We start from the raw sequence: 21963 nt of genomic DNA on the forward strand, positions 1-21963 counted from the left end.
TTATGGAACAGCACCTGTCACAATACAAAATCTTCTACGAAGTAGCCCGTTGCGGCAACATCTCCCGCGCCGCCAAAGAACTCTACATCAGCCAGCCTGCCATCAGCAAAGCCATCAGCAAACTTGAAGAAAGCCTCGGCATCAAACTCTTTAGCCGAAACTCCCGCGGCGTCCAACTAACAAGAGAAGGCGCGATCCTCTTCCAGCATGTGAACACCGCCTTCGACTCCATCGGCCGCGGCGAACGCGAACTGAAGCGGATCCATGATTTCCATATCGGGAACTTGAAGATCGGTGTCAGCAACACCCTGTGCAAATACGTCCTTCTCCCCTACTTAAAAGGATTCATCGGAAAATACCCGCACGTAAACATCGCCATCGAGAGCCAGTCCACCTACCAGACCCTCGACATGCTGGATGCCAGAAAGATCGATATCGGACTCGTGGCGGAGCCAAAAAGCAAAAAAGGCCTCCACTTCCAACCGGTAATGGAAATCAGCGATGCATTCGTCTGTACTCCGGCCTATCTGGAAAACCTCCATCTGAGAGAAGGCAATGACACCGATATTTTTAAAACCGGAAATATCATGCTCTTAAACCGCTCCAATATGAGCCGGAAACATGTGGACGCCTACCTGGCTGACAATCAGATCGAGATCAACCAGATCCTGGAGACCACCGACATGGAACTCCTCATCGAATTCTCCCGGATCGGACTCGGAATCGGCTGCGTCATCAAAGATTTCGTCGAGGATGACTTGAAAAACGGTACACTCATTGAGATCCCGTTGGATATCCCGATCCCGAAACGCGTCATCGGCTTCTGCTGCCATCCTCAGGATATGCCGGATACCCTGAGAGAATTCATGGAATTCTCCCGGACATTCCACAAAGCATGATCTGACAATCGCGGGCATTTTTAATACCGATCTTCCCAGAATCGGCAAACAAACAATATAAATACGAATCGCCCGCAAAAAAAGAGCCGGGAACTGAATTCCGATCAATTACAAAATCCAGTTCCCGGCTCTTTTTAGTTTCTCATTTGTAACTGTTCAGTACCTTCACAGTTACATGCAAAAATCCATTCCAAATCGGCTACGCCGATGGATTTTTGCCTTTTAGCCTAGGTTTTCTTACGGTCAGCGCAGCAAGTGCGCAGACCTACTGAACAGTTACTCTCATTTTTCTTATGTACGCTCAACCACTCCTCCAGGCGCAGTCTCCGCACGCGTTTTTACAAACCAAATCCCTAATTCTGGTCCTTATACCCAGTCACTTCATAAAACTTCTCAAGACTTCCATACTTAAACACCATCTTAAGCTCACTTCCGATGCTGTTCATCATCGTCTCATCCGGGATCTCGTCGCGGTGGTACCATCCCGCCTCAGAGAGCTCATCTTCCTGAAGCTTGATCTTATCCGGTCCGTCTAACTCCGCAAAAAATCCGATCATCTCCGTGTCAGAGAATGCCCATGGCTGGCTCTTATAATAGCGGATGTTCTTGACCTTCAGTCCGACCTCCTCCATGACCTCACGGTGGATCGTCTCCTCAAAGCTCTCCCCGATCTCCACGAAACCGGCGATCAGCGCGTATCCGCGGTACGGGTTGTTGTTCACGCGGTATCTGGACATTAAAAGTCTGTCCCCGTCGGAGATTGCAACGATGACAGCCGGAGAGATCTTCGGATACTCCGTCTGTCCGCACTCCGGGCACACTAACGCACGCTCAGTCTTGCTGTTCTCCATCAGATGACCACAGCATCCGCAGTACTTTCTGCTCTCTTTAAAGCGATGAATCTGTGTCGCCGTGATTCCCGCGAAAGCCTGATACATCGGATGCATCTTTCTGTACGCCGCTGTCGAACAGAGTTCATAGACATCGGAATCATATCTCGGCATCTCCGTCACATAGTAATAATGATTTCCATCGATGGCGAACAGATAATACGCGCTTTCTTTCAGCAGCTCTTTGTCCTCCGGGAAATCAGAAAACTTCGGAATCTTGTGATTTTCCTCGTCCACTTTTCTTAAAAGTGTCTTACTCTTCTTTATATAAAGGACAAAGTCCTCATCCTGCGCCTTCGGCTGTCCGTAGGTCAGGTCAAATTTATGCGGGTTGATATCCTGGATCATTCCTATACTCCTTATTCGTTGACATAAGTTTCTGCCTCCCCGCAGCACCTCTCAGTTTCTGCTGCCGGCCCGGCGAAACCTTAAAATTTTCACATCATTTCCATGATACGACGGGCATTCATTTTTGTCAATCCATCAAAACCTTCCGCTCTGCACAGTCCCTCAAAGAAACTTCGCCATATGTTTCCCTGTTTCGGTTGACGAACATGTTCATTTGCCTTATAATGCCATTCAGTGTCCCTTCACAAAGGGAGAATGTATGTTTATTTGTAACCGTGAAATTTCTTCACGGTTATCTATGTTTTACGAAAGGAGTTACCCAAATGGCAACAGAAAACAAAATGGGCGTCATGCCGCTAAACCGGCTTCTGATCTCCATGTCCGTACCAATGATGATCTCGATGCTCGTCCAGGCACTCTATAACATTGTAGACAGTATGTTTGTCGCGCAGTTAAGCGAGAATGCCCTGACCGCCGTATCCCTGGCGTTCCCGGCGCAGAACCTGATGATCGCCGTGGCGACCGGAACCGGCGTCGGTGTCAATGCTGCTCTCTCAAGAAATCTCGGCGAAAAGAACTTTGATCGCGCCAACAGGATCGCGGACCACGCGCTGTACCTGGCGGCTATGAGCTACATCGTATTCGCGATCTTCGGTCTCTTCTTTGCGAGACAGTTCTTCCGCCTCCAGACCGATATCGAGGAGATCGTGGATCTCGGAACTACCTATTTAAGAATCTGCACGATCGCTTCCTTCGGTCTCTTCACGGAGATCGCCTGCGAGCGTCTCCTGCAGTCCACCGGAAAGACGATCTACTCCATGTACACCCAGGGCCTCGGCGCCATCATCAATATCGTCCTGGATCCGATCCTGATCTTCGGTTACTTTGGAGCTCCGGCTCTCGGGATCGCCGGTGCCGCAGGCGCCACTGTTTTCGGACAGATCATCGCCTTCGGCCTCGGTTTTTACTTAAATAAGACGAAAAACCACGAGATCACGATCTCCCTCAGGAGCTTTAAGCCCAACGGTGAGATCATCCGCCACATTTACGCGGTGGGCGTTCCGTCCATCATCATGGCATCCATCGGAAGTATCATGACCTTTGGAATCAACAAGATCCTTATCGCCTTTTCTTCCACGGCGACAGCTGTATTCGGTGTCTACTTCAAGCTCCAGAGCTTCGTGTTCATGCCGGTCTTCGGTTTAAACAACGGAACCGTTCCGATCATCGCCTACAACTACGGTGCCGGAAAACCGGACCGAATTATGGGAACCATAAAGCTGGCCGCTGTGTACGCTACAACGATCATGCTGTGCGGCTTCGCTGTCTTCCAGCTCATGCCGGATAAGCTTTTAATGATCTTCAGCGCCTCCGATACGATGCTCTCCATCGGCATTCCGGCACTCCGGATCATCTCCATCAGCTTCCTGTTTGCGGGCTGCTCCATCGTCTGTACTTCCCTGTTCCAGGCACTTGGACATGGAATGCTGAGTTTATGGATCTCCGTGTTCCGTCAGCTTGTCGTTCTTCTGCCGGTGGCATTTATCTTCGCAAGGATCGGTGGTCTTCACACCGTGTGGTTTGCCTTCCCGATCGCCGAAGCTTTCGCGATCATCTTCAGCGGTGTGTGCCTTGTCCATGTGTACCGTAAGGAGATCATTCCGTTGAAAGCACAGCAGGGAAAATAGTTTTTTAATTAAAGAATCGAATTTTTCAGACATGTAAGCTTACGTCCTGACAGGTCGTTTCTCCCGGTTATTTCCGTGTATGAAACGGCTTTGCCAGACTTAAGTTTACATGCCTTTTTGTTATTACCTCTTTTCCGAAGTTCAAAATCATTCCTCGTCTTTTCGCATTCTCCGATGATCTGCATTTCTGTCCGTCAGCATTTTCTTATAAAATTTTTTCAAAAAATATGTGATTTTAACCTTTTAGTTCAAGACAAACCGCGAATTTTATAGTATGATATAGCTACTTACAAAACAGAGGTTCTAAGTCTCATATACCGGCGACAAGGATCCGTCGTCCGTTTCCCTATGAAAATTAATGAATACGTAACTATTCAGTACCTTCATAGCTACGTGCAAAAATCCATTCCAGATCAGCTTCGCTGATGGGATTTTTGCCTTCCAGCCTATGTTTTCTTACGGTCAGCGCAGCAAGTGCGCAGACCTACTGAACAGTTACAAGAATACTTAACATTACCCGCTGTCAGAAACATTTTTTAATGGCTGACAGCTGACATCAGTCTGCCCTGATTGGAAATTTGGAGGATGATGTATGAAAGAATTATCGAAAACGCTGACCGGAAAAAAGATCCGGGATGAAATGTTAAAAAGAAAGATGACAGTCCGCGATCTCCAGGATGCACTGGAACTGGACAGTCCCCAGTCGATCTATAAGTGGCTTCGCGGGGAATCGCTCCCCTCTCTTCCGAATATGCTGGTCCTCGGTGAGCTGTTCAAGGTTCCGTTGGAAAGGCTTCTGGTCCATGAGGACGGAAGTGTCGCTTACCACCGTATCTTCGATGACAGCCTTCCTTACGAGATTGCCTATCTGGTCCAGGACAAAGATGACTTTTCCGTAAAAAGGCGGCATGTGGCACGGGCAGATACCTTCGCGGGAACCTGTTACTCAGGAATCTTTAATCTGCCTCAGGAGTGTCCTCACTCAAAAGCTCCTCATAACTGACATTTAAGACTTTTGCGAAGTATCTCAGTTCAATATCGGTCACAAACCTCTTTCCGCTCTCAATCCTCTGGATCGCGTTCTTATCAAGGTCCAGACCGAGAAGCTGAAGCATATCCGCCAGTCGTTTCTGTGAAACATCGTTCATCCTGCTGCGAAGTTCACGGATCTTGATCCCGCAGATATTGTTCCTGCCGGATATTGACTTGTTTTTGTACATATAATAACACTCCTTGTTTGGCATTCACTAATTGTCACTCCAAACAATATATGTTATTATTGAAACAGTCATGACATTCACTGGATGTCACAAGAAGATTTTATTGGTATGCATTATCAAACCAAAATAATATGATCCTGCTGCCGCACCACAGGAGCAGATCTCTTAAATATACAACTTTTCAAAGGAGGATTTATTTATGGAAATCACAAAAGAATTAAAACAGGATCTCTCCGAGCTGGAATCTGCGTGCAGCAGTTTTCTCGGAAAATATGAATCACAGCTCACGGACGCACTGAATAAGACGAAAATGTCCGCTGAGGACAGCTTGAAAATAGACCTGATGTTAGAACTTGTCACCCATCTCTCCTCCGCGCAGTTCGTCTCTTCCTACATGCAGAAGGATATCGTGAAGGAAGGAATTCTGCTCCAGGATGCGGCCGGAAACTTTACGCTCGGCGGCGATCCTCTTCCGACGATGAGCGATATCGAAGTGTATGTCCACGATGATGAATTAAACCAGGACGTCTGGAAGCGTGTATTTATCGGCGGCGGAACCGAAAAGCGGATCTGCGGTCTGCGCCATCCGGATCTCACTTCCGGAGTCCATGCAAGAATCCGCGGTTAGTTTTTCCCAGGAAAAGTCCATAAAAAAGATCCGCCAGCATACCGTACGAAACTATCTTCGGTATCCTGACAGATCTTTTTTCTTTATTTTGTAACTGTTCAGCGCCTTCTCCCTGTGTCTCATACGGTCAACGCGGCAAGTGCGCAGACCTGCAGAACAGTTACTTTATTTCTTACTTATTTGTCTTTTTCTCCTCATACTCCTTCAGCGCCCGCAGTGCCTCCCCTGACAGCGGAAACAGCACTATCAGGTTAAACACCGTCATAAGACCAACGCCCACGTCTCCGAGATCCCACACCACCGTGTACGCCTGCAGTCCGCCGACGAACAGCATGATCAAAGCAAAGATCTTGTAGAGTGTCTGATAAATCCAACGGTTTCCGAACAGGTACGCCACATTGGATCTCGCGTAGAACAGGATTCCCAGGAACGTGGAAAAGCTGAATAGCGCCAGTGTTACAGCGATAAATATTACGCCAATGTCCCCCATATAGTAGCTCATGACTTTCTGTAAAAGATCCATTCCCGCAAGCCCCGTCGTCAGTTCTTCCGGGACGAGCAGCATGATCATCGCCGTGCAGCTGCAGATCACGATGGTGTCGATAAATACGCCAAGCGCCTGCACGAGACCGACCTTTACCGGATCGCTCTCATCCGCCGCAGCCGCCGCGCATGGTGCGGAACCGGAACCAGCCTCATTGGAGAACAGGCCGCGCTTCACGCCGTTCATGAGCACCGCGCCAAAGCCGCCCGCCGCGATCTGGCGGAGTCCGAAGGCTTCCGCAAAGATCCTCGCAAACACGCCAGGAACGCTGCTCAAATGGGTCGCGATGATAAACAGGGTGATCACAAAATAGCAGCCCGCCATGATCGGAACGATCACATCAAGGGCGCGGACTGTAGCGTTCTTTCTCATAACGATCACCGCAGAGATCACGACGAGGACTACCGTCGTCACGAGCGGCGAAATTCCGAAGGCATTCTCAAATGCCGACGCCACAGAGTTGCTGATGACCTGGCTGATTCCACCCCAGCAGATCAGGCCAGACAGCGCAAACAGGACCGCGATCACGGAGCGTTTCAGTTTTTTCTTTCTCACCCGCTCCGCATAGCTGTGGATATAGTAAGCCGGACCACCGTGGTAACCGCTGTAGAGCGGGTCCTTTTCCTTATAAAGCTGCGCTAAAGCCGCCTCCACAAACGCTGTGGAGGCCCCAATCGCTGCCGATAACCACATCCAGAACACAGCACCGGCACCGCCTGCCGAGATCGCCGCAACGACTCCCACGAGGTTTCCCATTCCTACTCGGGTCGCTGTGGACACAAACAAAGTCTGGATCGGTGACAGGCCGCCTTCCTCCTGTTTCTTTCCGTTCAAAGCCCGGATCATGTCCGGAAACAGGCGGACCGGAAGAAATCTTGTCCGAAGCGTAAAATAGACTCCCGTTGGAATTAAAAGCAAAACAAGAAGCGGAATCCCGATCCCATTTCCGTTCCCCAGCGGAATCGTAAACAGGTCTCCCCATAAGAAGCGGTACACCGCTTCGATAACTGCTGTTACCATAAGTAAATTTTCTCCTTTTCGATATAACATGACAGACAGGCACCCGCTCCCCCAAAGCGTACTTTTCAAGCTTCAATACTAAAACGCGCCAGTCTGTTAAATTGGCATGTACAAGTTTTTATTATACACGTTTATAATGTGTGCTGTCAAATAATCCTTATGAATAGCTCGTATGTGGGAATGAATTATCAGTTATATTATGAGGTAAAAAATACGCAGCTATTTTAAGCCCCTCAGGTTATCGCGACTGATCCCCCTCTGTTTCGGTCCCCTGAACAAACGACGCTGGTACCCAGCCACTCTGATGCTCATGCGAGTCTGAACTTTATCTTCTTGTCCGTATAAACTATGAGGAGCACGCTTTGCGAGCTTCTCAAGTTATTGCGGCAGTCTCCAAGGTCTCATTCAATCATGGACTTTGGCTCGTTGCTCGCGTAAATAAAAAAGGACACCTCTTTGGTATCCTTTTTCATCTTTCTAAATGCAGTTTAAATTCATGCTGCCCCAAAGAAAACTACGCGTTCTCCTGCTGCTCCGCTTTCTTCGGCGGCATCACACAGAGATCCTTCACGACCTCCCCCGCCAGGATCAGTCCCGCAACGGACGGAACAAACGCGATACTTCCAGGAATTGCGCGGCGCTCGGTGCATTTATGCTTTGCGCCCGGCGGGCAGATACAGTTTTTCCGGCAGCTGATGCTCATGTCTTCCTGCTGCTCTACCGGCGGCTCTGTGGAATAAACCACCTTTAATTTCTTCACTCCGCGCTTCTTTAACTCGCGGCGCATGACCTTCGCAAGCGGACACATGCTGGTCTTATAGATATCTGCCACATGGAACTGTGTCGGGTCCAGCTTGTTTCCTGCCCCCATGCTGCTGATGACCGGAATCTCGCAGCTGATGGCTCTCATGATGATCTCAAGCTTTGCTGTCACGGTGTCCACAGCATCCACCACATAGGAATACTCCGTGAAATCAAATTCGTCGGCGTTTTCCGGAAGGTAAAAGCACTTTCTAACCTCCACCTGGGCGTCCGGGTTGATTTCCAGGATCCGGTCACGCATGACCTCCGCCTTGTACTGTCCGATGGTCTTTCTCGTCGCGATGATCTGGCGGTTGATGTTCGTGAGGCAGACCTTATCGTCATCCACCAGCACAAAAGAGCCGACTCCGCTCCTCGCCAGCGCTTCAGCCACATATCCGCCGACTCCGCCGATACCAAAGATCGCCACCTTTGCCTTCGCGAGACGGTCCATATTTTCTGCTCCTAAAAGGAGCTGTGTCCTTGAGAACTGATTTAACATATCTAACTCCAATCCTGTCTGTACTTCAATTGACCAGATACCATTATACCCACTAGTTTGATATGTGTAAAGAGAGTGCTTCATTATTTCGCGATTTCACCACTCGATCAGTTACTGACATTGCACGTGTACAGTACCCTCAATCACTTTGTTGTTAGACTTACGGCAACGGATACGCCCCGCACTCCACAATATTCCGATAGGACACAGGATCCGTATCACCTTCCGTGTTGATCAGCAGGATCACGGAATCCGCTCCCAGTCCCAGCGCCTTTCTCGCAGCCTCAAGTTCCGGGCGTTCCAACAGCATCAGTACAGCTCCCATAGTCGATGCCCCGGATTCGCCGGATACGATCACCGGGTCATACCCCGCCGGCTTTGCGTATGCCCGCATGGCATGGGCAGCCGCATAGTCTTTACAGGTGATGTAAGCCGCAGGAACCGATTTTAACACCGGCCAGATAGATTTACACGGTGTTCCGCAGTTTAATCCCGCCATGATGGTCTCCGGCGCTCCGTCCACCGAGCAAAGTTCCCCTGCTTCCCCGGATCTAAAAATACAATCCGCCACGTCCGGCTCCACGATCATGATCTTCGGTGCTTTCTCCCCGTAATGGTTTACAAGATATCCTGCGACAGCCCCCGCCATGGAGCCGACGCCTGCCTGCAAAAACACATGGGTCGGAATCTCTCCCGCTGCCTCGGTCTGCTCCGCCGCCTCCGACGCCATGGTAAGATACCCGTCCATAATCCAGCCTGGGATCTCCTCATATCCGTCCCAGGAAGTATCCTGGATCAGGAACCACCCGTGCTCCTCACTCATCTTCTTCGCGTATTTTACCGTATCATCGTAATTCCAGTCTGTGACTGTCACCTCCGCCGGACCAGCCTGCCGTACAGCCTCCTCACGGGCCTTTACGGTGCCTTTCGGCATATAGACGTAAGCATGTGCCCCAAAGAGCCCGGAAGCCCAGGAAACGCCCTTTCCGTGGTTTCCATCCGTCGCCGTCACAAACGTGTACTTCGCAGTCTTTTCCCGCACATCCGCTTTCTGAAATTCCGAAAAATCCACCTTTCCTGGATCAAGCCCCAGCTCCCGGCACAGGATCCGAAACATCGCATACGTTCCGCCCAGTCCCTTAAACGCCTTCATCCCGAACCGCTCCGCCTCGTTCTTCACAAAGATTCCTTTTACACCAAGCTTGCCGCCAAGCCCCCGCAGTTGCACCATAGGTGTCCGGTTATACGCCGGAATACTCTCATGAAATCTCCTCGTCTCCTTCGCCTTTCCCTCAGAAAACGCCGAAAGATCCACCTGATCCACTTCCGGTACATTCATCAAAACTTTTGTTCCGTATTCCTCTTCTAATTTCTTTGCCATAAGAATCCCCTTTCCACGATCTTTCAATTATAAAATTATAACATACGTGCCATAAATTCGCAGTAAAAATCCGGATATTAAAAAGGAAGACCCTTCACGAATCTCTCCACAAAAGGTCTTCCTCCTATACTTTTTCACACATCACAATCGGCTTACGCCTCTTCGATCGCCTTACCAATATCATGTCTCATGTACTTATTCTCAAAAGAGATCCATTCCGTCGCCTCATAAGCTTTCTTTCTGGCTTCCTTCAGATCTTTTCCTGTGGCGGTCACGCCGAGGACACGACCGCCGTTGGTGACGATCTGGCCGTTTTCGTTGAATTTTGTGCCAGAGTGGAAGACATAGTAATCGTCTTTTCCCTTGAACTTCTCAAGTCCCTCGATCGGGAATCCTTTTTTATACTCTACCGGGTAGCCGTCGGACGCTAAGATCACACATACTGTCGCGCGGTCATTGTCGAACTTTAAGTCGACCTGATCGAGCGTTCCGTCGATACATGCCTCGAAGACGTCCACGATATCGTTTTCCAGCCTCGGGAGAACGACCTGTGCCTCCGGGTCACCGAATCTCGCATTGTACTCCAGGACCTTCGGTCCGTCCGGGGTCAGCATGAGACCGAAGAAGATAACTCCCTTGAACGGTCTTCCCTCTGCCTTCATGGCGTCAACGGTCGGCTGGTAGATATATTTCTTACAGAACTCGTCGACTTCCTTCGTGTAGAACGGGCTCGGAGAGAAGTTGCCCATACCGCCGGTATTTAAGCCCTGGTCGCCGTCCTTCGCACGCTTGTGATCCTGGGCGGAGCTCATGATCTTCACGATATTTCCGTCCACGAAGGACAGTACGGATACCTCACGGCCTGTCATAAACTCCTCGATGACGATCTCATCACCCGCGGAGCCGAACTTCTTATCCATCATCAGGGTCTTAACGCCCTCTTTTGCCTCTTCCAATGTCTGGCAGATCAGAACGCCCTTTCCAAGCGCAAGACCGTCTGCCTTCAGTACGATCGGCATCTTTGCGGTCTCAAGATACTCCAGCGCCTTTTCCGGGTCTGTAAATGTCTCATAAGCCGCTGTCGGGATATTGTACTTCTTCATAAGGTCCTTGGAGAATGCCTTGGAACCCTCGAGGATCGCCGCGTTCTTTCTCGGTCCGAATACACGGAGTCCCTCTTTCTCGAAGACATCAACGATTCCGCCTACAAGCGGATCATCCATACCGATCACGGTAAGATCGATCTCTTTTTCTTTCGCGAAAGCAACTAATTTATCAAATTCCATGGCACCGATCGGCACGCACTCCGCTACTTCAGAAATACCTGCATTGCCCGGTGCACAGTAGATCTTATCGACCTTCTTGCTCTGTGCGACCTTCCATGCGATCGCATGCTCTCTTCCGCCGCTGCCAACGATTAAAACCTTCATCCGTTTTTCCTCCTGCTTATCAGTGAAGCCGTTCCTGTATACGCCCCGCGCAGCCAGGAACGGCTGTCTTCTATCCTGTATCAGATCTCTCCGTTTGCGATCATGTCGATGGCCTTCGGCAGGATCTTCCACTCTGCCTGTTCCATGACGCGGCGCTGAAGGACCTCCGGCGTGTCACCTTTTTCCACTTCAACAGCCTTCTGTAAGATGATCGGACCGGAATCCATTCCCTCGTCCACAAAATGTACCGTCGCACCGGTGATCTTTACACCTCTCCGAAGAGCAGCCTCATGGACCTTCAGTCCGTAGAAGCCGACACCGCAGAAGGACGGAATCAAAGACGGGTGGATATTGATGATCTTATCTCTGTATTTTTCGATCATGGCTGCAGGGATCTTCACGAGATATCCTGCCAGCACGATGAGATCCAGCTCATAGGAATCGATTTTAGCAACCAGGGCCTCATTGAACTCCTCCCTGGACGCAAAATCCTTCGGTGAAAGACACTCAGCCGGAATCCCATGCTTTTTCGCGCGCTCCAAAGCAAACGCGCCTGCGTTGTTGCTGATGACAACCTCTACCTTCGCATTGCGGATCGTTCCCGCGTCGATGGCATCTAAGATCGCCTGAAGATTCGTTCCTCCGCCGGAAACAAGAACGCCGACTCTTAACATAAGGTCACTCCCTTTTCTCCTGCCTCGATGGATCCGATGATGTATGGGATATCTCCTGCTGCCTTCATGGCTGCCATCGTTGTGCGGACATCTTCCTCAGCGACTGCAACGACCATGCCGATTCCCATGTTGAAGGTATTGTACATGATCTTCTCATCGATCTCGCCCTTTTTCTGCATCAGCGGGAAGATCGGCGGGATCTGGTAGCTGTCTTTATGAATCACAGCGCGGACACCATCCTTTAACATACGCGGAACATTCTCGTAGAAGCCGCCGCCTGTGATATGGCTGCATGCCTTTACGGTAACGCCTGCTTTTTTCACGTTCTTTAAAGCTTTCACATAGATTCTTGTCGGAGCGAGAAGTGTCTCACCAAGAGTCTTTCCAAGCTCGTCGTAATATGTATTTAAGCCCTCCGCAGTCATCTCTTTCTCAAATACCTTGCGGACAAGAGAGAAACCGTTGGAGTGAACGCCTGTGGAAGCCATTCCGATCAGCACATCACCCGGCTGAAGATCCTCACCTGTGATCATATCCTTTTTATCGCAGACGCCAACGGAGAAACCTGCAAGGTCATACTCATCCTCTGCCATAAGACCCGGATGCTCTGCGGTCTCACCGCCGATCAGGGCAGCTTCAGACTGGAGACAGCCTTCCGCAACACCTTTTACGATATCCGCGATCTTTTCCGGATAGTTCTTGCCGCATGCAATATAGTCTAAGAAGAATAACGGCTCACCGCCTGCACACGCGATATCGTTGACACACATGGCAACTGCATCGATACCGATGGTGTCATGCTTGTCCATGATCATCGCAAGTTTCACCTTTGTTCCACATCCGTCAGTACCGGAAAGAAGGACCGGCTCCTCCATATCTTTGATCTTTGCGAGGGAGAATGCACCGGAAAATCCGCCAAGACCACCTAAAACTTCCTCACGCATGGTCTTCTTAACATGCTCTTTCATCAGTTCTACAGACTTGTAACCAGCCTCGATATCAACTCCGGCTTTCTTGTAATCCATATGTATTTCCTCCTGGAGAATCTTATGTTCTCGGACATTCTCTGCACATTCTGCATGTTGCATGCGCGATCATGTCCCGATTTCTATATTTTTTATGCTTATATGAGTTTACACTGTGTCTTCATCAGACCCTGCTGGAAACACAATGCCCGGCAGCTACTCACCTTTCTTTCTGCGGGAACTCTGTTTTTAATATCTCTGTTACTTGTCATTTTTTCATGGAAGCAAGATACTCTTTGTATCCGATCTTGTCGAGCTTCTCTGCCTTGCTCTCAACTTCTGTCTTCATCTTCTCAGAATAAGCTTTTAATTTTTCAAGAAGCTCCGGATCGGATGCCGCAAGGATCTTTGCCGCAAGGATTCCGGCATTCTTTCCTCCGTTGATCGCTACGGTCGCTACCGGGATTCCGGACGGCATCTGTACGATAGAATAGAGGGAATCCACGCCGCCTAAGTCAGAAGTCTTCATCGGGATTCCGATGACAGGAAGCGGAAAGATCGCTGCGCACATACCCGGAAGATGAGCTGCCTTGCCTGCGCCGGCGATAATGACCTTCATGCCTTTGCTCTCGGCGCTCTTCGCGTACTCGAAAAATGTATCCGGCTCTCTGTGAGCGGAAATGATCGTCATTTCAAAATCAATACCAAACTGTTCCAGTACCTCGGCAGCCTGTGCCATGATCGGCATATCAGAGTCACTGCCCATTACAATTCCAACTTTTGCCATTGTTTTTTCTCCTTATGAGTGTAACGATTATTGATAAGTAATTCTAATAAATAGCTTTTTAGTAACAATATTTCCTTATCAATCATAATACAAGGTTTTTTTATGCGCGTCAAGTAGGAATCCGTAGATTCTGCCAACTTCATGCAGTGATGTGATACTGCAAAATATAATATTCTTCCTATCCATCGGTCTGTCAGCGGCTTTTCCTGGGACCACAAGTGTCCACACTCAGTGTAATTATGTAAAAACACCCTGAAATACATAAATGAATTACATATTTCAGGGTGTCCTGTCATCAGCTGCATAACCACTGTGTTCATAATTTTCTCTATGCTATTCCGGTTTTGCAGTCTGATAAAACTTTTTGTAACGATTCTGTATCTTCACAGTTACAACTTTTTCTTATTTTTCATCCAGCGGCCTATTTAATTCATCCAGCCCCGCCAGCACAAACCTTCCGTCCAAAATGATATCTATCTTCGTTCCGTCTGTATGGACTGCGGAAATTCTCTCCAGCTCCTTATATGGGATCGTGATATCCGTGTGGACGCCGAAGTACGCCTTCGAGACATCTTCCTTCCTTAATATAGAAACTTCGTTGTCTCTCGCGATCATCTCCTTGCCGTCCGGATTGTACATCGGGCTGTCCTCAGACCAGCTGTAGCAGGTGTCGCCAACTGCAAAGTGCGGTCCCATCTTCTCGACGATAAGGATCGGCAGACGGTCCAGAATTCCAAACTTCTCCGCCATGGCGTAGGCCGTCGTGTTCGTTCCGATGGCAAACTCGCCGAGGGGCAGCGTCTCATGACCGTTCATGATTCCCTGCACAATAAGGCGGTGTCCGGCTTCCTGATCGATCACTCCATTTTCCACGAAGTTATCGCATATCGCTGAAACCACACGGCCGTCCTTGAATTCCATGCGGAGATTCCGGTACTGGATATCTCCGATATAAACCGTTCCCACATTTAAGATTCCGTTCGTTCCCGCAAGCTTCGGGGAAGTGAACACCTCGCCAAGCGGAATATTTACATCCGCCACACAGTTCTCAAACTTCGTCTGCTTTTCCGGGTTGGAAATCGCAGCCAGCTGGACCTGCATGTTCGTCTGGTTCTCCCCTTTTCCGGTGATCTCCACATACTCCGCCGTATCGAGAACATCAATGATCTTCTGCTGCATGTCACGGTAAAGTTCGTAATCCAGGGTGTTGATCCGGATCGTCTCCTTAAAGATCTCCGGGAACAGTTCCCCGATTGCCGGAACCGGGAACGCGATGATCGTAAAGCTCGTCTCATCCCCCGGAATATATTCGTTCACCACCGGCATAGAGAGATTCCTGTACTCCAGATAAAGGTTCTGCTGTTTCTCCGTAAACGCCCATGCCTCCGGCTTATTCACTGGCTCAAAGCCCGGCTCGCCGAAGGTCTCGATGACCGCCGGTCCCGCGTAAGCGGCTGCGTCCTCTTTATACTGCTCGTAGGCCGTCTTTAAGACACCGATCTTCCGGTCACGGAACGCCTTATCCATATAGACTGCGCTGTCATAACGATGGTCATAATCATACTGTCTGTTCGGGGAAGAGGATGCGTATCCGCCGCGTCCTGCCGGATTCCGGTTGATGCTGCCCACAGCACTTCTGCAAAAGATCACAGAAAGCCCCGCTGCCTCGAAATTTTTTACTGCCTGGCGTACCATGCGTTCAAAACCGATCGGATAACGCACTGACACCGTCTTCTTCTTCGAAAGATCCCGGCCCATGACCTCAAATCCACGGATATATCCGTCAGTATAGGTATCTGCCATCTTCCTGATCTCTTCCTCCGGCAGGCTGTTTAAGAACGCCGCTGTCTTCTCCTCTTCCGGGGAAATATACGCACCGAACCGGTAGAGATACGAGAGATCGGAAAGGTCACTCTCCATGATGATCTTTTTCGCGAAGTCAAGCTTTGGATCCACGCCTTCCTGTACACGGTAAGTCAGAGTCACGTCACAGTAGTCGCTGGCGCTCCAGTAGAGCACATCCTTGATCTCCTTCGCTGCCGGAAGTGTCTCGCCCTCAAAGAGGTTGTAGATCTCGATCAGTGCCTCGTTTCCGATCACGAGATCCAGAACACGTCCCTCAAACGCGTAAATGATATCCCCGCGGATCTCCGCATAGAGATAGGAAAGAAGCTTTCCGTACTCCTCCCCCAGCGTCTTCACCGCGTAAGCCGGATTCGTATAGCTTGTCTCATAGTTTTCCGGAAGAACATCCGCATAAAGCTTATGGTTTAACGTTCTTCCCTCTTCCAGTGTCATCTGATCCAGGCTTCCGTCCTCTTTCGCCTTTAAGACCTCACCGCACTGGATAATGAACTCTGTCACTTTTCTAAAATAATCCCGGTAGTTTTCCGGTACCGTCTCTTCCGTCAGAATTTCCTGGATCCGCGCCATGGAAAGGTCATAGCGCTCTCTGATCAGATCTTGTTCCATGTGTCATGCCTCCATTTCACGTTCATTTTCCGCACCTGAAAAAGATGCGCTCCGGACCGCTGTTCCCGGTTCCGCCCTGTCATCTTTACAGCGCAAACACGATCATCAGTACCCACACCAGCAGCAGGATCCCCGCCGCCGCAAGGCTGATCTTCGCCAGAAGATAATTCTTCTCTTTCTCCATCATGGCAAATACACCATAGACCACCGATGACACCGCAATGATAATACTGCAAAAACCCAGAGCCGCAGCCGCAAGCGGTGCATTCCCCTGGGTATAGTACGAAAAGCTGATGGCGGCGGCATAAAAGACAAGTGCCGCCGCTGCGAGCCCTGCCGCCACAAAACTGTTCTTTGCAAACGGCTTTTTAATATACGATACTTTATTTCCGATTCGTTCCACTGTATCTCTCCCAAACGCCTCTCGCAAGGACAAAAATAATATACCCGGCAAAACCACCGATGGTATTTAAGAGCAGGTCATCCACATCAAAGCTTCCGACTTTGCCGACAAGCTGCATCGTCTCCACAAGAAGACTCATGACAAAGCTTAAGAGTACTGTGATATACCAGTGTCTCGTCCGCACCCAGATGACCGGCAGAAAAAAGCCAAAGGGCATAAATGCCAGCACGTTGCCGAAAATATTCAAGAACACCGCGCGCCAGCCAAGAATGTTCCTGTATAAAAGAAAGCGCCGAATCTCTTTAAAAAGGGTCAGGTTGTAGGAATATTCGGCCCTCGCGTCGGGGCTGCGCCCCATTTCTTCGGCGAAAAACAGGAAATATGTCAGCAGAACCAGATACAGGACAAAAAGAACCGCCCCGAGAATCCGATGTCTGTGTTTTTTCATTTTCAAAATTCTCCATTCCCACCAAAACAGGGGTTCCTGTTTCGTGGTCCTTCTCTCCGGATACTCTCCGAATTTTTAAGCAGGAAAGGAGATGCCGCCATAAAGGCCACATCTCCCACTCCGTTCATTTCACTTTTCAGGCATGCTTCACCGCTCTTTTTGTTTTCACAGCCGCGTTAAAACCGCCCTGATCCGATTAAAACGTAATCTCAGATTTTCTCTTAAGAAGCAGTGCCCCGTTCACGATCGCGATGATTCCGGCAGCAAGTCCGACAGATGCAACGATAACTCCAACCGCGATGCTCGCTGCCCCTGTGTTTCTCATGGTCTTATAAATTTTTTCCATAAAACCGCTCCTTCTTATTTTACGCCATACTGCTCATAGTATGCGTCGATCGCTGCTTTTAATGTGTCGTCGATGATAACTTTTCCCTTGTACTCTTTGTTGTAAAGGTGTTCAACTACTTCCTTCATGGTTACGATCGCTGTTGTGCGGAAACCGTATTTCTCCTGGATCTCGGTAAGAGCGGACTTCTCGCCTTTACCTCTCTCGCAGCGGTCTACGGATACAACAAGGCCGAGAACATCGACATCGCCCTGCGCCTTGATGATCGGAAGTGTCTCCTCGATGGATGTACCCGCTGTTGTTACGTCCTCGATGATAACGACCTTTTCACCGTCAGCAATCGGGCTGCCGAGAAGGATTCCCTTGTCACCGTGGTCTTTTACTTCTTTTCTGTTGGAGCAGTACTTGATGTCTGCGCCGAAGTGCTCACTGATCGCCATGCTTGTTGCAACGGTCAGCGGAATTCCCTTGTAAGCCGGTCCAAAGAGAACATCGAAGTCTGTTCCGAATGTATCATTGATCGCTTTTGCGTAGTACTCGCCAAGCTTTCTGAGCTGGGCGCCTGTGCGGTAGAATCCTGTGTTTACGAAAAACGGAGTCTTTCTTCCGCTCTTTGTTACGAAATCTCCAAATTTTAATACGCCGCAATCAACCATGAATTCAATAAATTCCTGCTTGTACTTTTCCATGACCTAAAAACTTCCTTTCAAAATAATATTCTTAGTGCACAGCACCAATTAACTCGTGGATATCTTCCACACCGTACTTCTTCATGTACGCCTCGATGCCCTCGATCACCTGGATCGTCGTATCCGGGTTGATGAAATTCGCGGTTCCGATGGACACTGCTGTCGCGCCTGCGAGGATGAACTCCAGCGCGTCCTCAGCCGTCATAATGCCGCCCATTCCGATCAGCGGGATCTTCACAGCGTTGGCGACCTGATATACCATGCGGACAGCCACCGGTTTGATCGCCGGGCCGGACATACCGCCGGTCTTGTTTGCCAGGGCGAATGTGCGCTTGTTGATATCGATCTTCATTCCCGTGATGGTGTTGATCAGAGATACCACATCCGCTCCGCCTGCCTCAACGGCTCTCGCCATCTCAGCGATATCCGTAACGTTCGGGGAAAGCTTCATGATCACCGGCTGCTTTGCGACCTTCTTTACCGCCTTTGTGATCTGTTCCGCGCATTTCGGATCCTGGCCGAATGCGATTCCGCCCTCTTTTACGTTCGGGCAGGAGATATTGATCTCAAGCATATCTACATCAGCGTCAGCGAGACGCTCCACAACATCCACATAGTCGCTCTCGGACTTTCCGCAGACATTAACGATGATCTTTGTGTCATGCTGTCTTAAGAACGGAACGTCGCGCTTCATGAACACGTCGACGCCCGGTCCCTGAAGACCGATAGCATTTAACATTCCGCCGTAAACTTCCGTCACTCGCGGGGTCGGATTTCCCGGCCACGGCATGTTTGCGATTCCTTTTGTTACAACAGCGCCGAGACGGTCAAGATCGATCATCTCGCCATATTCCATACCGGAACCAAAGGTACCGGAACAGGTCATCACCGGATTCTTTAACTCTACACCGGCAAGTGTTACTTTTGTATTCATGCCTGCTCCTCCTTTTTGATCATGATGCCGGAGGCGATGCGCTCGCGCTGCTCGTCCGGAGTCAGAAGTTCTACCTCCTCTGCGCGGAATACCGGACCGTCCTTGCAGATTCTCTTGTTTCTCACGTTACTGTGCTCATCAATGTCCTTGCTGTGGCATACACAGCCAAGACAGGCACCGATTCCGCATGCCATCTTTTCTTCCAGAGAGATATAGCACTCGATCCCGTTCTCCATTGCGTAGGTCTTTAATGCCTTCAACATCGGAGTTGGTCCGCATGCGTAGATAATATCCGCGGTAAGCTTCTCCGCGCGGATCGCGTCGATGACATTTCCCTTTGTTCCAACACTTCCATCCTCTGTCGCGATCACGACATCGGCGTATTTGCGAAGCTCGTCCGCGAGGAAGGTCTCTTTATCTCTGTAACCGATGACTGCTGTCTTCTCGCAGTCCAGGTTCTTAGCAAGCTCTAACATCGGCGGGATTCCGATTCCGCCGCCGATCAGGAATGCTTTTTTCTTCTTTAAGGGGAATCCATTTCCCAGCGGTCCCATAATATCGAGGGTATCGCCTTCCTTGTATGCGGAAAATTCCTTTGTTCCGGCTCCCGCGATGCGGTAAACGATCCGAAGTCTTCCATTCTCCTTGTCCGCCTCGCAGATACTGATCGGACGCGGCAGAAGCTTTGACTGGTCATTGGTGTAAACAGCGATAAACTGTCCCGGTACGGCTGCTTTTGCCATCTCCGGTGCGTCAAGCCACATGCTGTAGATTCCCTCCGCCAGTTTTTCCTGGCTGTGGATCACAGCGTTTACTTTTTTCTGTGCCATGGTTTCCTCCTGGTGGTTTACTATCAGTATTCCGGTGCTTTTCCAGCTTTCCGAAACACTGTTTTTATATGGTTACAACACATCAGCCACGGACATACGCCATGGCTGATAAATTTTCAATGTACTATTATAATACGGAGTTGATATCCGCGATCATATCCACAACGGCCTGTCTGGATGCCTCTGCGAAATGTTCCGGACCGAACTTTGCGTATTTCTCCTGCTTATACGCAGCGATGATTCCTCTGGAGGAGTTTACGACAGCTCCGAGACCATCCTCGTTGAAGCAGTGCATTAAGTCTTTCGCGGTACCGCCCTGTGCGCCGTAGCCCGGTACAAGGAAGTATGTTTTCGGCATGAGCTTTCTTAAGATCTTGCTCATCTCCGGATATGTAGCGCCCACAACAGCGCCTACGTTGCTGTAATCGCCGTCCATGCTTGCTTCGCCCCACTCAACGACCTTCTCTGCGACTAACTCGTAGAGCGGTCTTCCATCTACAAGGCGGTCCTGAAACTCGCCGCTGGACGGGTTGGATGTCTTAACGAGAACGAAAAGGCCTCTGTCCTCATCGTTGCAGACATTGACGAACGGTTTGATTCCGTCTGTTCCGAGGTACGGGTTTACGGTGATAAAATCCGTATTGAAACCGCGGCATTCATTGCTTCCAACTTTTACACTTCCGATATGTCCAACTGCATATGCGGAGGAAGTGGATCCGATATCGCCTCTCTTTACGTCACCGATCACAAGGAGTCCCTTATTCTGGCAGTATTCGATCGTGCGGGCATATATTTTAAGACCCTCAATGCCAAACTGCTCATACATTGCAATCTGCGGTTTCACTGAGGGAATCAAATCATAAGTGTTATCAATAATTTCTTTGTTAAACTGCCATACAGCCTCGGCAGCTCCTTCCATGGTCTCGCCGAAGTCCTTAAATGCTCTCTGGACAATATGGTTCGGGATATAACCTAACATAGGGTCAAGACCGACGCAGATCGGTGCCTTTGTCTTCTGAATCTTCTGTATGAGCTGACTGATCATAGTTTCCTCCTCCGATGTAGTTGCGTTTCTACAACACCTTATTCTTTCCAATTTTAGCATATGGTGTTTCCGGTTTCAAGTAGAAATATAGAGGTTGGGAAAATTTCTGCAATTTGAGGAGAATCGGGGAATATTGTGACAGATGGGGAGGAGGCCAGACAGATGCGGTGTGGCGTTTTTCAACTATGAAACACAATCGTACAGACATACTCCCCATTCTTATAATCCTTCTTCGCAAACTGCTCCTCCACCAGCGTCTCCATATTCATCCAGTATTCCTCTGCTGCCAGCATGATATGTGACAGCATGATTCCCATGTTGAACTCCTTGAAGGCCTTCGCTCCTTTTCCGGAGAATGGGGCGGCTTTTTTCATGAAGATGTAGAGGCGGTCGGAGTAAACGACGAAGCGCCAGGGCTGGGAGTTGAAGGAGGACGGGGCGAGGCGGGCGGCGCGGAGGATCGACTTTACCTGTTCTCCCGGTTCATCCTTGAAGGCACAGAGAGCTGCCAGGGAGTTTCTGTGGGCCATGGACGAATCGCGGAACGGCTTTGCGGATGCTTTGCCGAAAGCGATCACGAGGAAACGCTTCAGTCCGTCTTTTTTATCCTCCCCTGCTTTTGTCGCTCCGAGATAGCAGGTTCCGAGTTCCTTCGATGTAAGGTAGAGGACTGCCTGCTCTGCTGCGTATCCCGCGTTCCGCATGGACAGACGGTCGTCACCGCAATATACCGCAAGGTAGTACGGCGCTTCCGTCTTCCAGAGTCCGTGGACTTTCTGCTTTTTGTCGGTGTTGTCCACGATCTCAAATTCTACCGGCTTTTCCTCATCTAAAAGCGCTACGGTTTTCAAATACCGTTTCAACGCTTCCAATCTCTCCGGCTCAATCTTTTCCATCCGGTATTCTCTGACGGAGTATCGATTAAAAATCGCCTCATAAATACTCATAACTGCTCGCCTCTTCCCCTCATGCCGGATATTATCACTTTTCCCGGCAAACACTGCATCCTGATTTCATAA

The 21963-nt window shown here is 49.7% G+C and carries 22 protein-coding genes; 4 read left to right on the forward strand and 18 right to left on the reverse strand.

Annotation, left to right across the window (positions count from 1 at the left end; all coding sequences use genetic code 11):
* Nucleotides 1–2 precede the first annotated feature (2 nt).
* A complete protein-coding gene (locus tag DW826_RS09065; RefSeq protein ID WP_015553520.1) occupies nucleotides 3–899 on the forward strand; it encodes a LysR family transcriptional regulator in 897 nt (298 codons plus the stop codon).
* Between the two features lie 353 nt (nucleotides 900–1252).
* On the opposite strand, the gene nudC is transcribed toward DW826_RS09065, so the two are convergent.
* The gene (nudC, locus tag DW826_RS09070; RefSeq protein ID WP_015553521.1) at nucleotides 1253–2137 is read right to left on the reverse strand and encodes an NAD(+) diphosphatase; all 885 of its coding nucleotides are present in this window, start codon (nucleotides 2135–2137) and stop codon (nucleotides 1253–1255) included.
* A 323-nt stretch (nucleotides 2138–2460) separates the two neighbouring features.
* On the opposite strand from nudC, the gene DW826_RS09075 reads away from it, so the two are divergent.
* Nucleotides 2461–3825 (forward strand): MATE family efflux transporter, encoded by a 1365-nt coding sequence (locus DW826_RS09075; RefSeq protein WP_117552564.1) that lies wholly within the window; start codon nucleotides 2461–2463, stop codon nucleotides 3823–3825.
* Nucleotides 3826–4417: 592 nt separating this feature from the next.
* Nucleotides 4418–4828 (forward strand): helix-turn-helix transcriptional regulator, encoded by a 411-nt coding sequence (locus tag DW826_RS09080; protein ID WP_015553523.1) that lies wholly within the window; start codon nucleotides 4418–4420, stop codon nucleotides 4826–4828.
* Here DW826_RS09080 and DW826_RS09085 read toward each other — a convergent pair.
* The gene (locus DW826_RS09085) at nucleotides 4782–5045 is read right to left on the reverse strand and encodes a helix-turn-helix transcriptional regulator (protein ID WP_015553524.1); all 264 of its coding nucleotides are present in this window, start codon (nucleotides 5043–5045) and stop codon (nucleotides 4782–4784) included. The genes DW826_RS09080 and DW826_RS09085 overlap by 47 nt on opposite strands.
* 199 nt (nucleotides 5046–5244) lie before the next feature.
* Between DW826_RS09085 and DW826_RS09090 the strand changes: the two genes are divergently transcribed.
* Entirely contained in the window at nucleotides 5245–5673 is a 429-nt protein-coding gene (locus DW826_RS09090) for a hypothetical protein (protein WP_015553525.1), read from the forward strand.
* A 172-nt stretch (nucleotides 5674–5845) separates the two neighbouring features.
* Here the strand turns inward: DW826_RS09090 and DW826_RS09095 are convergent, their stop codons facing one another.
* The 16 genes from DW826_RS09095 to DW826_RS09165 all read right to left on the reverse strand — a co-directional run bounded on the left by DW826_RS09095 (nucleotide 5846) and on the right by DW826_RS09165 (nucleotide 21891).
* Nucleotides 5846–7237, reverse strand: coding sequence for an alanine/glycine:cation symporter family protein (locus tag DW826_RS09095; protein WP_117552565.1), 1392 nt, complete (start codon nucleotides 7235–7237; stop codon nucleotides 5846–5848).
* Between the two features lie 514 nt (nucleotides 7238–7751).
* Nucleotides 7752–8540 carry a tRNA threonylcarbamoyladenosine dehydratase gene (locus tag DW826_RS09100; RefSeq protein ID WP_015553535.1) on the reverse strand — a complete coding sequence of 263 codons (789 nt, stop codon included), beginning with the start codon at nucleotides 8538–8540 and terminating at the stop codon, nucleotides 7752–7754.
* A gap of 160 nt (nucleotides 8541–8700) precedes the next feature.
* The gene (locus tag DW826_RS09105) at nucleotides 8701–9921 is read right to left on the reverse strand and encodes a diaminopropionate ammonia-lyase (protein WP_117552566.1); all 1221 of its coding nucleotides are present in this window, start codon (nucleotides 9919–9921) and stop codon (nucleotides 8701–8703) included.
* A gap of 152 nt (nucleotides 9922–10073) precedes the next feature.
* Nucleotides 10074–11351 (reverse strand): phosphoribosylamine--glycine ligase, encoded by a 1278-nt coding sequence (gene purD / locus DW826_RS09110; protein ID WP_015553537.1) that lies wholly within the window; start codon nucleotides 11349–11351, stop codon nucleotides 10074–10076.
* A gap of 80 nt (nucleotides 11352–11431) precedes the next feature.
* Nucleotides 11432–12025 (reverse strand): phosphoribosylglycinamide formyltransferase, encoded by a 594-nt coding sequence (gene purN / locus DW826_RS09115; protein ID WP_015553538.1) that lies wholly within the window; start codon nucleotides 12023–12025, stop codon nucleotides 11432–11434.
* Nucleotides 12019–13050, reverse strand: coding sequence for a phosphoribosylformylglycinamidine cyclo-ligase (purM, locus tag DW826_RS09120; protein ID WP_117470711.1), 1032 nt, complete (start codon nucleotides 13048–13050; stop codon nucleotides 12019–12021). The genes purN and purM overlap by 7 nt, the downstream gene beginning before the upstream one ends.
* 208 nt (nucleotides 13051–13258) lie before the next feature.
* Nucleotides 13259–13777: a 5-(carboxyamino)imidazole ribonucleotide mutase gene (gene purE / locus DW826_RS09125; protein ID WP_015553540.1), complete on the reverse strand. Its 519-nt coding sequence runs from the start codon at nucleotides 13775–13777 to the stop codon at nucleotides 13259–13261.
* 402 nt (nucleotides 13778–14179) lie between these two features.
* Nucleotides 14180–16249 (reverse strand): aminopeptidase, encoded by a 2070-nt coding sequence (locus DW826_RS09130; RefSeq protein WP_117552567.1) that lies wholly within the window; start codon nucleotides 16247–16249, stop codon nucleotides 14180–14182.
* Nucleotides 16250–16334: 85 nt separating this feature from the next.
* The gene (locus DW826_RS09135; RefSeq protein ID WP_021904813.1) at nucleotides 16335–16652 is read right to left on the reverse strand and encodes a DUF6142 family protein; all 318 of its coding nucleotides are present in this window, start codon (nucleotides 16650–16652) and stop codon (nucleotides 16335–16337) included.
* Nucleotides 16633–17100: a VanZ family protein gene (locus DW826_RS09140; RefSeq protein WP_117552568.1), complete on the reverse strand. Its 468-nt coding sequence runs from the start codon at nucleotides 17098–17100 to the stop codon at nucleotides 16633–16635. Before DW826_RS09140 ends, DW826_RS09135 begins: the two co-directional genes overlap by 20 nt.
* A gap of 196 nt (nucleotides 17101–17296) precedes the next feature.
* Nucleotides 17297–17446: a hypothetical protein gene (locus DW826_RS18225; RefSeq protein WP_015553543.1), complete on the reverse strand. Its 150-nt coding sequence runs from the start codon at nucleotides 17444–17446 to the stop codon at nucleotides 17297–17299.
* A gap of 14 nt (nucleotides 17447–17460) precedes the next feature.
* Nucleotides 17461–18135, reverse strand: a complete 675-nt coding sequence (pyrE, locus tag DW826_RS09145; protein WP_117552569.1) for an orotate phosphoribosyltransferase — start codon at nucleotides 18133–18135, stop codon at nucleotides 17461–17463.
* Nucleotides 18136–18166: 31 nt separating this feature from the next.
* On the reverse strand, nucleotides 18167–19069 hold the full coding sequence (locus DW826_RS09150; RefSeq protein WP_117552570.1) for a dihydroorotate dehydrogenase: 903 nt from the start codon (nucleotides 19067–19069) through the stop codon (nucleotides 18167–18169).
* The gene (locus DW826_RS09155; RefSeq protein ID WP_117485306.1) at nucleotides 19066–19899 is read right to left on the reverse strand and encodes a dihydroorotate dehydrogenase electron transfer subunit; all 834 of its coding nucleotides are present in this window, start codon (nucleotides 19897–19899) and stop codon (nucleotides 19066–19068) included. Before DW826_RS09155 ends, DW826_RS09150 begins: the two co-directional genes overlap by 4 nt.
* Nucleotides 19900–20026: 127 nt before the next feature.
* Nucleotides 20027–20944, reverse strand: coding sequence for an orotidine-5'-phosphate decarboxylase (gene pyrF / locus DW826_RS09160; RefSeq protein ID WP_015553547.1), 918 nt, complete (start codon nucleotides 20942–20944; stop codon nucleotides 20027–20029).
* Between the two features lie 179 nt (nucleotides 20945–21123).
* The gene (locus tag DW826_RS09165) at nucleotides 21124–21891 is read right to left on the reverse strand and encodes a nitroreductase family protein (protein ID WP_117552571.1); all 768 of its coding nucleotides are present in this window, start codon (nucleotides 21889–21891) and stop codon (nucleotides 21124–21126) included.
* Between the last annotated feature and the right edge of the window lie 72 nt (nucleotides 21892–21963).

It is taken from the genome of Clostridium sp. AM34-11AC (genome assembly GCF_003435375.1).
Lineage (GTDB): Bacteria > Bacillota > Clostridia > Lachnospirales > Lachnospiraceae > Pilosibacter > Pilosibacter fragilis.

Coding starts and splice junctions, on each gene's coding strand:
- DW826_RS09155 (WP_117485306.1), bottom strand. CDS start 19,899: ATGGCACAGAAAAAAGTAAACGCTGTGATCCACAGCCAGGAAAAACTG.
- DW826_RS18225 (WP_015553543.1), bottom strand. CDS start 17,446: ATGGAAAAAATTTATAAGACCATGAGAAACACAGGGGCAGCGAGCATC.
- DW826_RS09165 (WP_117552571.1), bottom strand. CDS start 21,891: ATGAGTATTTATGAGGCGATTTTTAATCGATACTCCGTCAGAGAATAC.
- DW826_RS09085 (WP_015553524.1), bottom strand. CDS start 5,045: ATGTACAAAAACAAGTCAATATCCGGCAGGAACAATATCTGCGGGATC.
- DW826_RS09080 (WP_015553523.1), top strand. CDS start 4,418: ATGAAAGAATTATCGAAAACGCTGACCGGAAAAAAGATCCGGGATGAA.
- purE (WP_015553540.1), bottom strand. CDS start 13,777: ATGGCAAAAGTTGGAATTGTAATGGGCAGTGACTCTGATATGCCGATC.
- pyrE (WP_117552569.1), bottom strand. CDS start 18,135: ATGGAAAAGTACAAGCAGGAATTTATTGAATTCATGGTTGATTGCGGC.
- nudC (WP_015553521.1), bottom strand. CDS start 2,137: ATGATCCAGGATATCAACCCGCATAAATTTGACCTGACCTACGGACAG.
- purM (WP_117470711.1), bottom strand. CDS start 13,050: ATGGATTACAAGAAAGCCGGAGTTGATATCGAGGCTGGTTACAAGTCT.
- DW826_RS09095 (WP_117552565.1), bottom strand. CDS start 7,237: ATGGTAACAGCAGTTATCGAAGCGGTGTACCGCTTCTTATGGGGAGAC.
- DW826_RS09100 (WP_015553535.1), bottom strand. CDS start 8,540: ATGTTAAATCAGTTCTCAAGGACACAGCTCCTTTTAGGAGCAGAAAAT.
- DW826_RS09090 (WP_015553525.1), top strand. CDS start 5,245: ATGGAAATCACAAAAGAATTAAAACAGGATCTCTCCGAGCTGGAATCT.
- DW826_RS09075 (WP_117552564.1), top strand. CDS start 2,461: ATGGCAACAGAAAACAAAATGGGCGTCATGCCGCTAAACCGGCTTCTG.
- DW826_RS09065 (WP_015553520.1), top strand. CDS start 3: ATGGAACAGCACCTGTCACAATACAAAATCTTCTACGAAGTAGCCCGT.
- DW826_RS09150 (WP_117552570.1), bottom strand. CDS start 19,069: ATGAATACAAAAGTAACACTTGCCGGTGTAGAGTTAAAGAATCCGGTG.
- pyrF (WP_015553547.1), bottom strand. CDS start 20,944: ATGATCAGTCAGCTCATACAGAAGATTCAGAAGACAAAGGCACCGATC.
- DW826_RS09140 (WP_117552568.1), bottom strand. CDS start 17,100: ATGAAAAAACACAGACATCGGATTCTCGGGGCGGTTCTTTTTGTCCTG.
- purN (WP_015553538.1), bottom strand. CDS start 12,025: ATGTTAAGAGTCGGCGTTCTTGTTTCCGGCGGAGGAACGAATCTTCAG.
- DW826_RS09105 (WP_117552566.1), bottom strand. CDS start 9,921: ATGGCAAAGAAATTAGAAGAGGAATACGGAACAAAAGTTTTGATGAAT.
- purD (WP_015553537.1), bottom strand. CDS start 11,351: ATGAAGGTTTTAATCGTTGGCAGCGGCGGAAGAGAGCATGCGATCGCA.
- DW826_RS09130 (WP_117552567.1), bottom strand. CDS start 16,249: ATGGAACAAGATCTGATCAGAGAGCGCTATGACCTTTCCATGGCGCGG.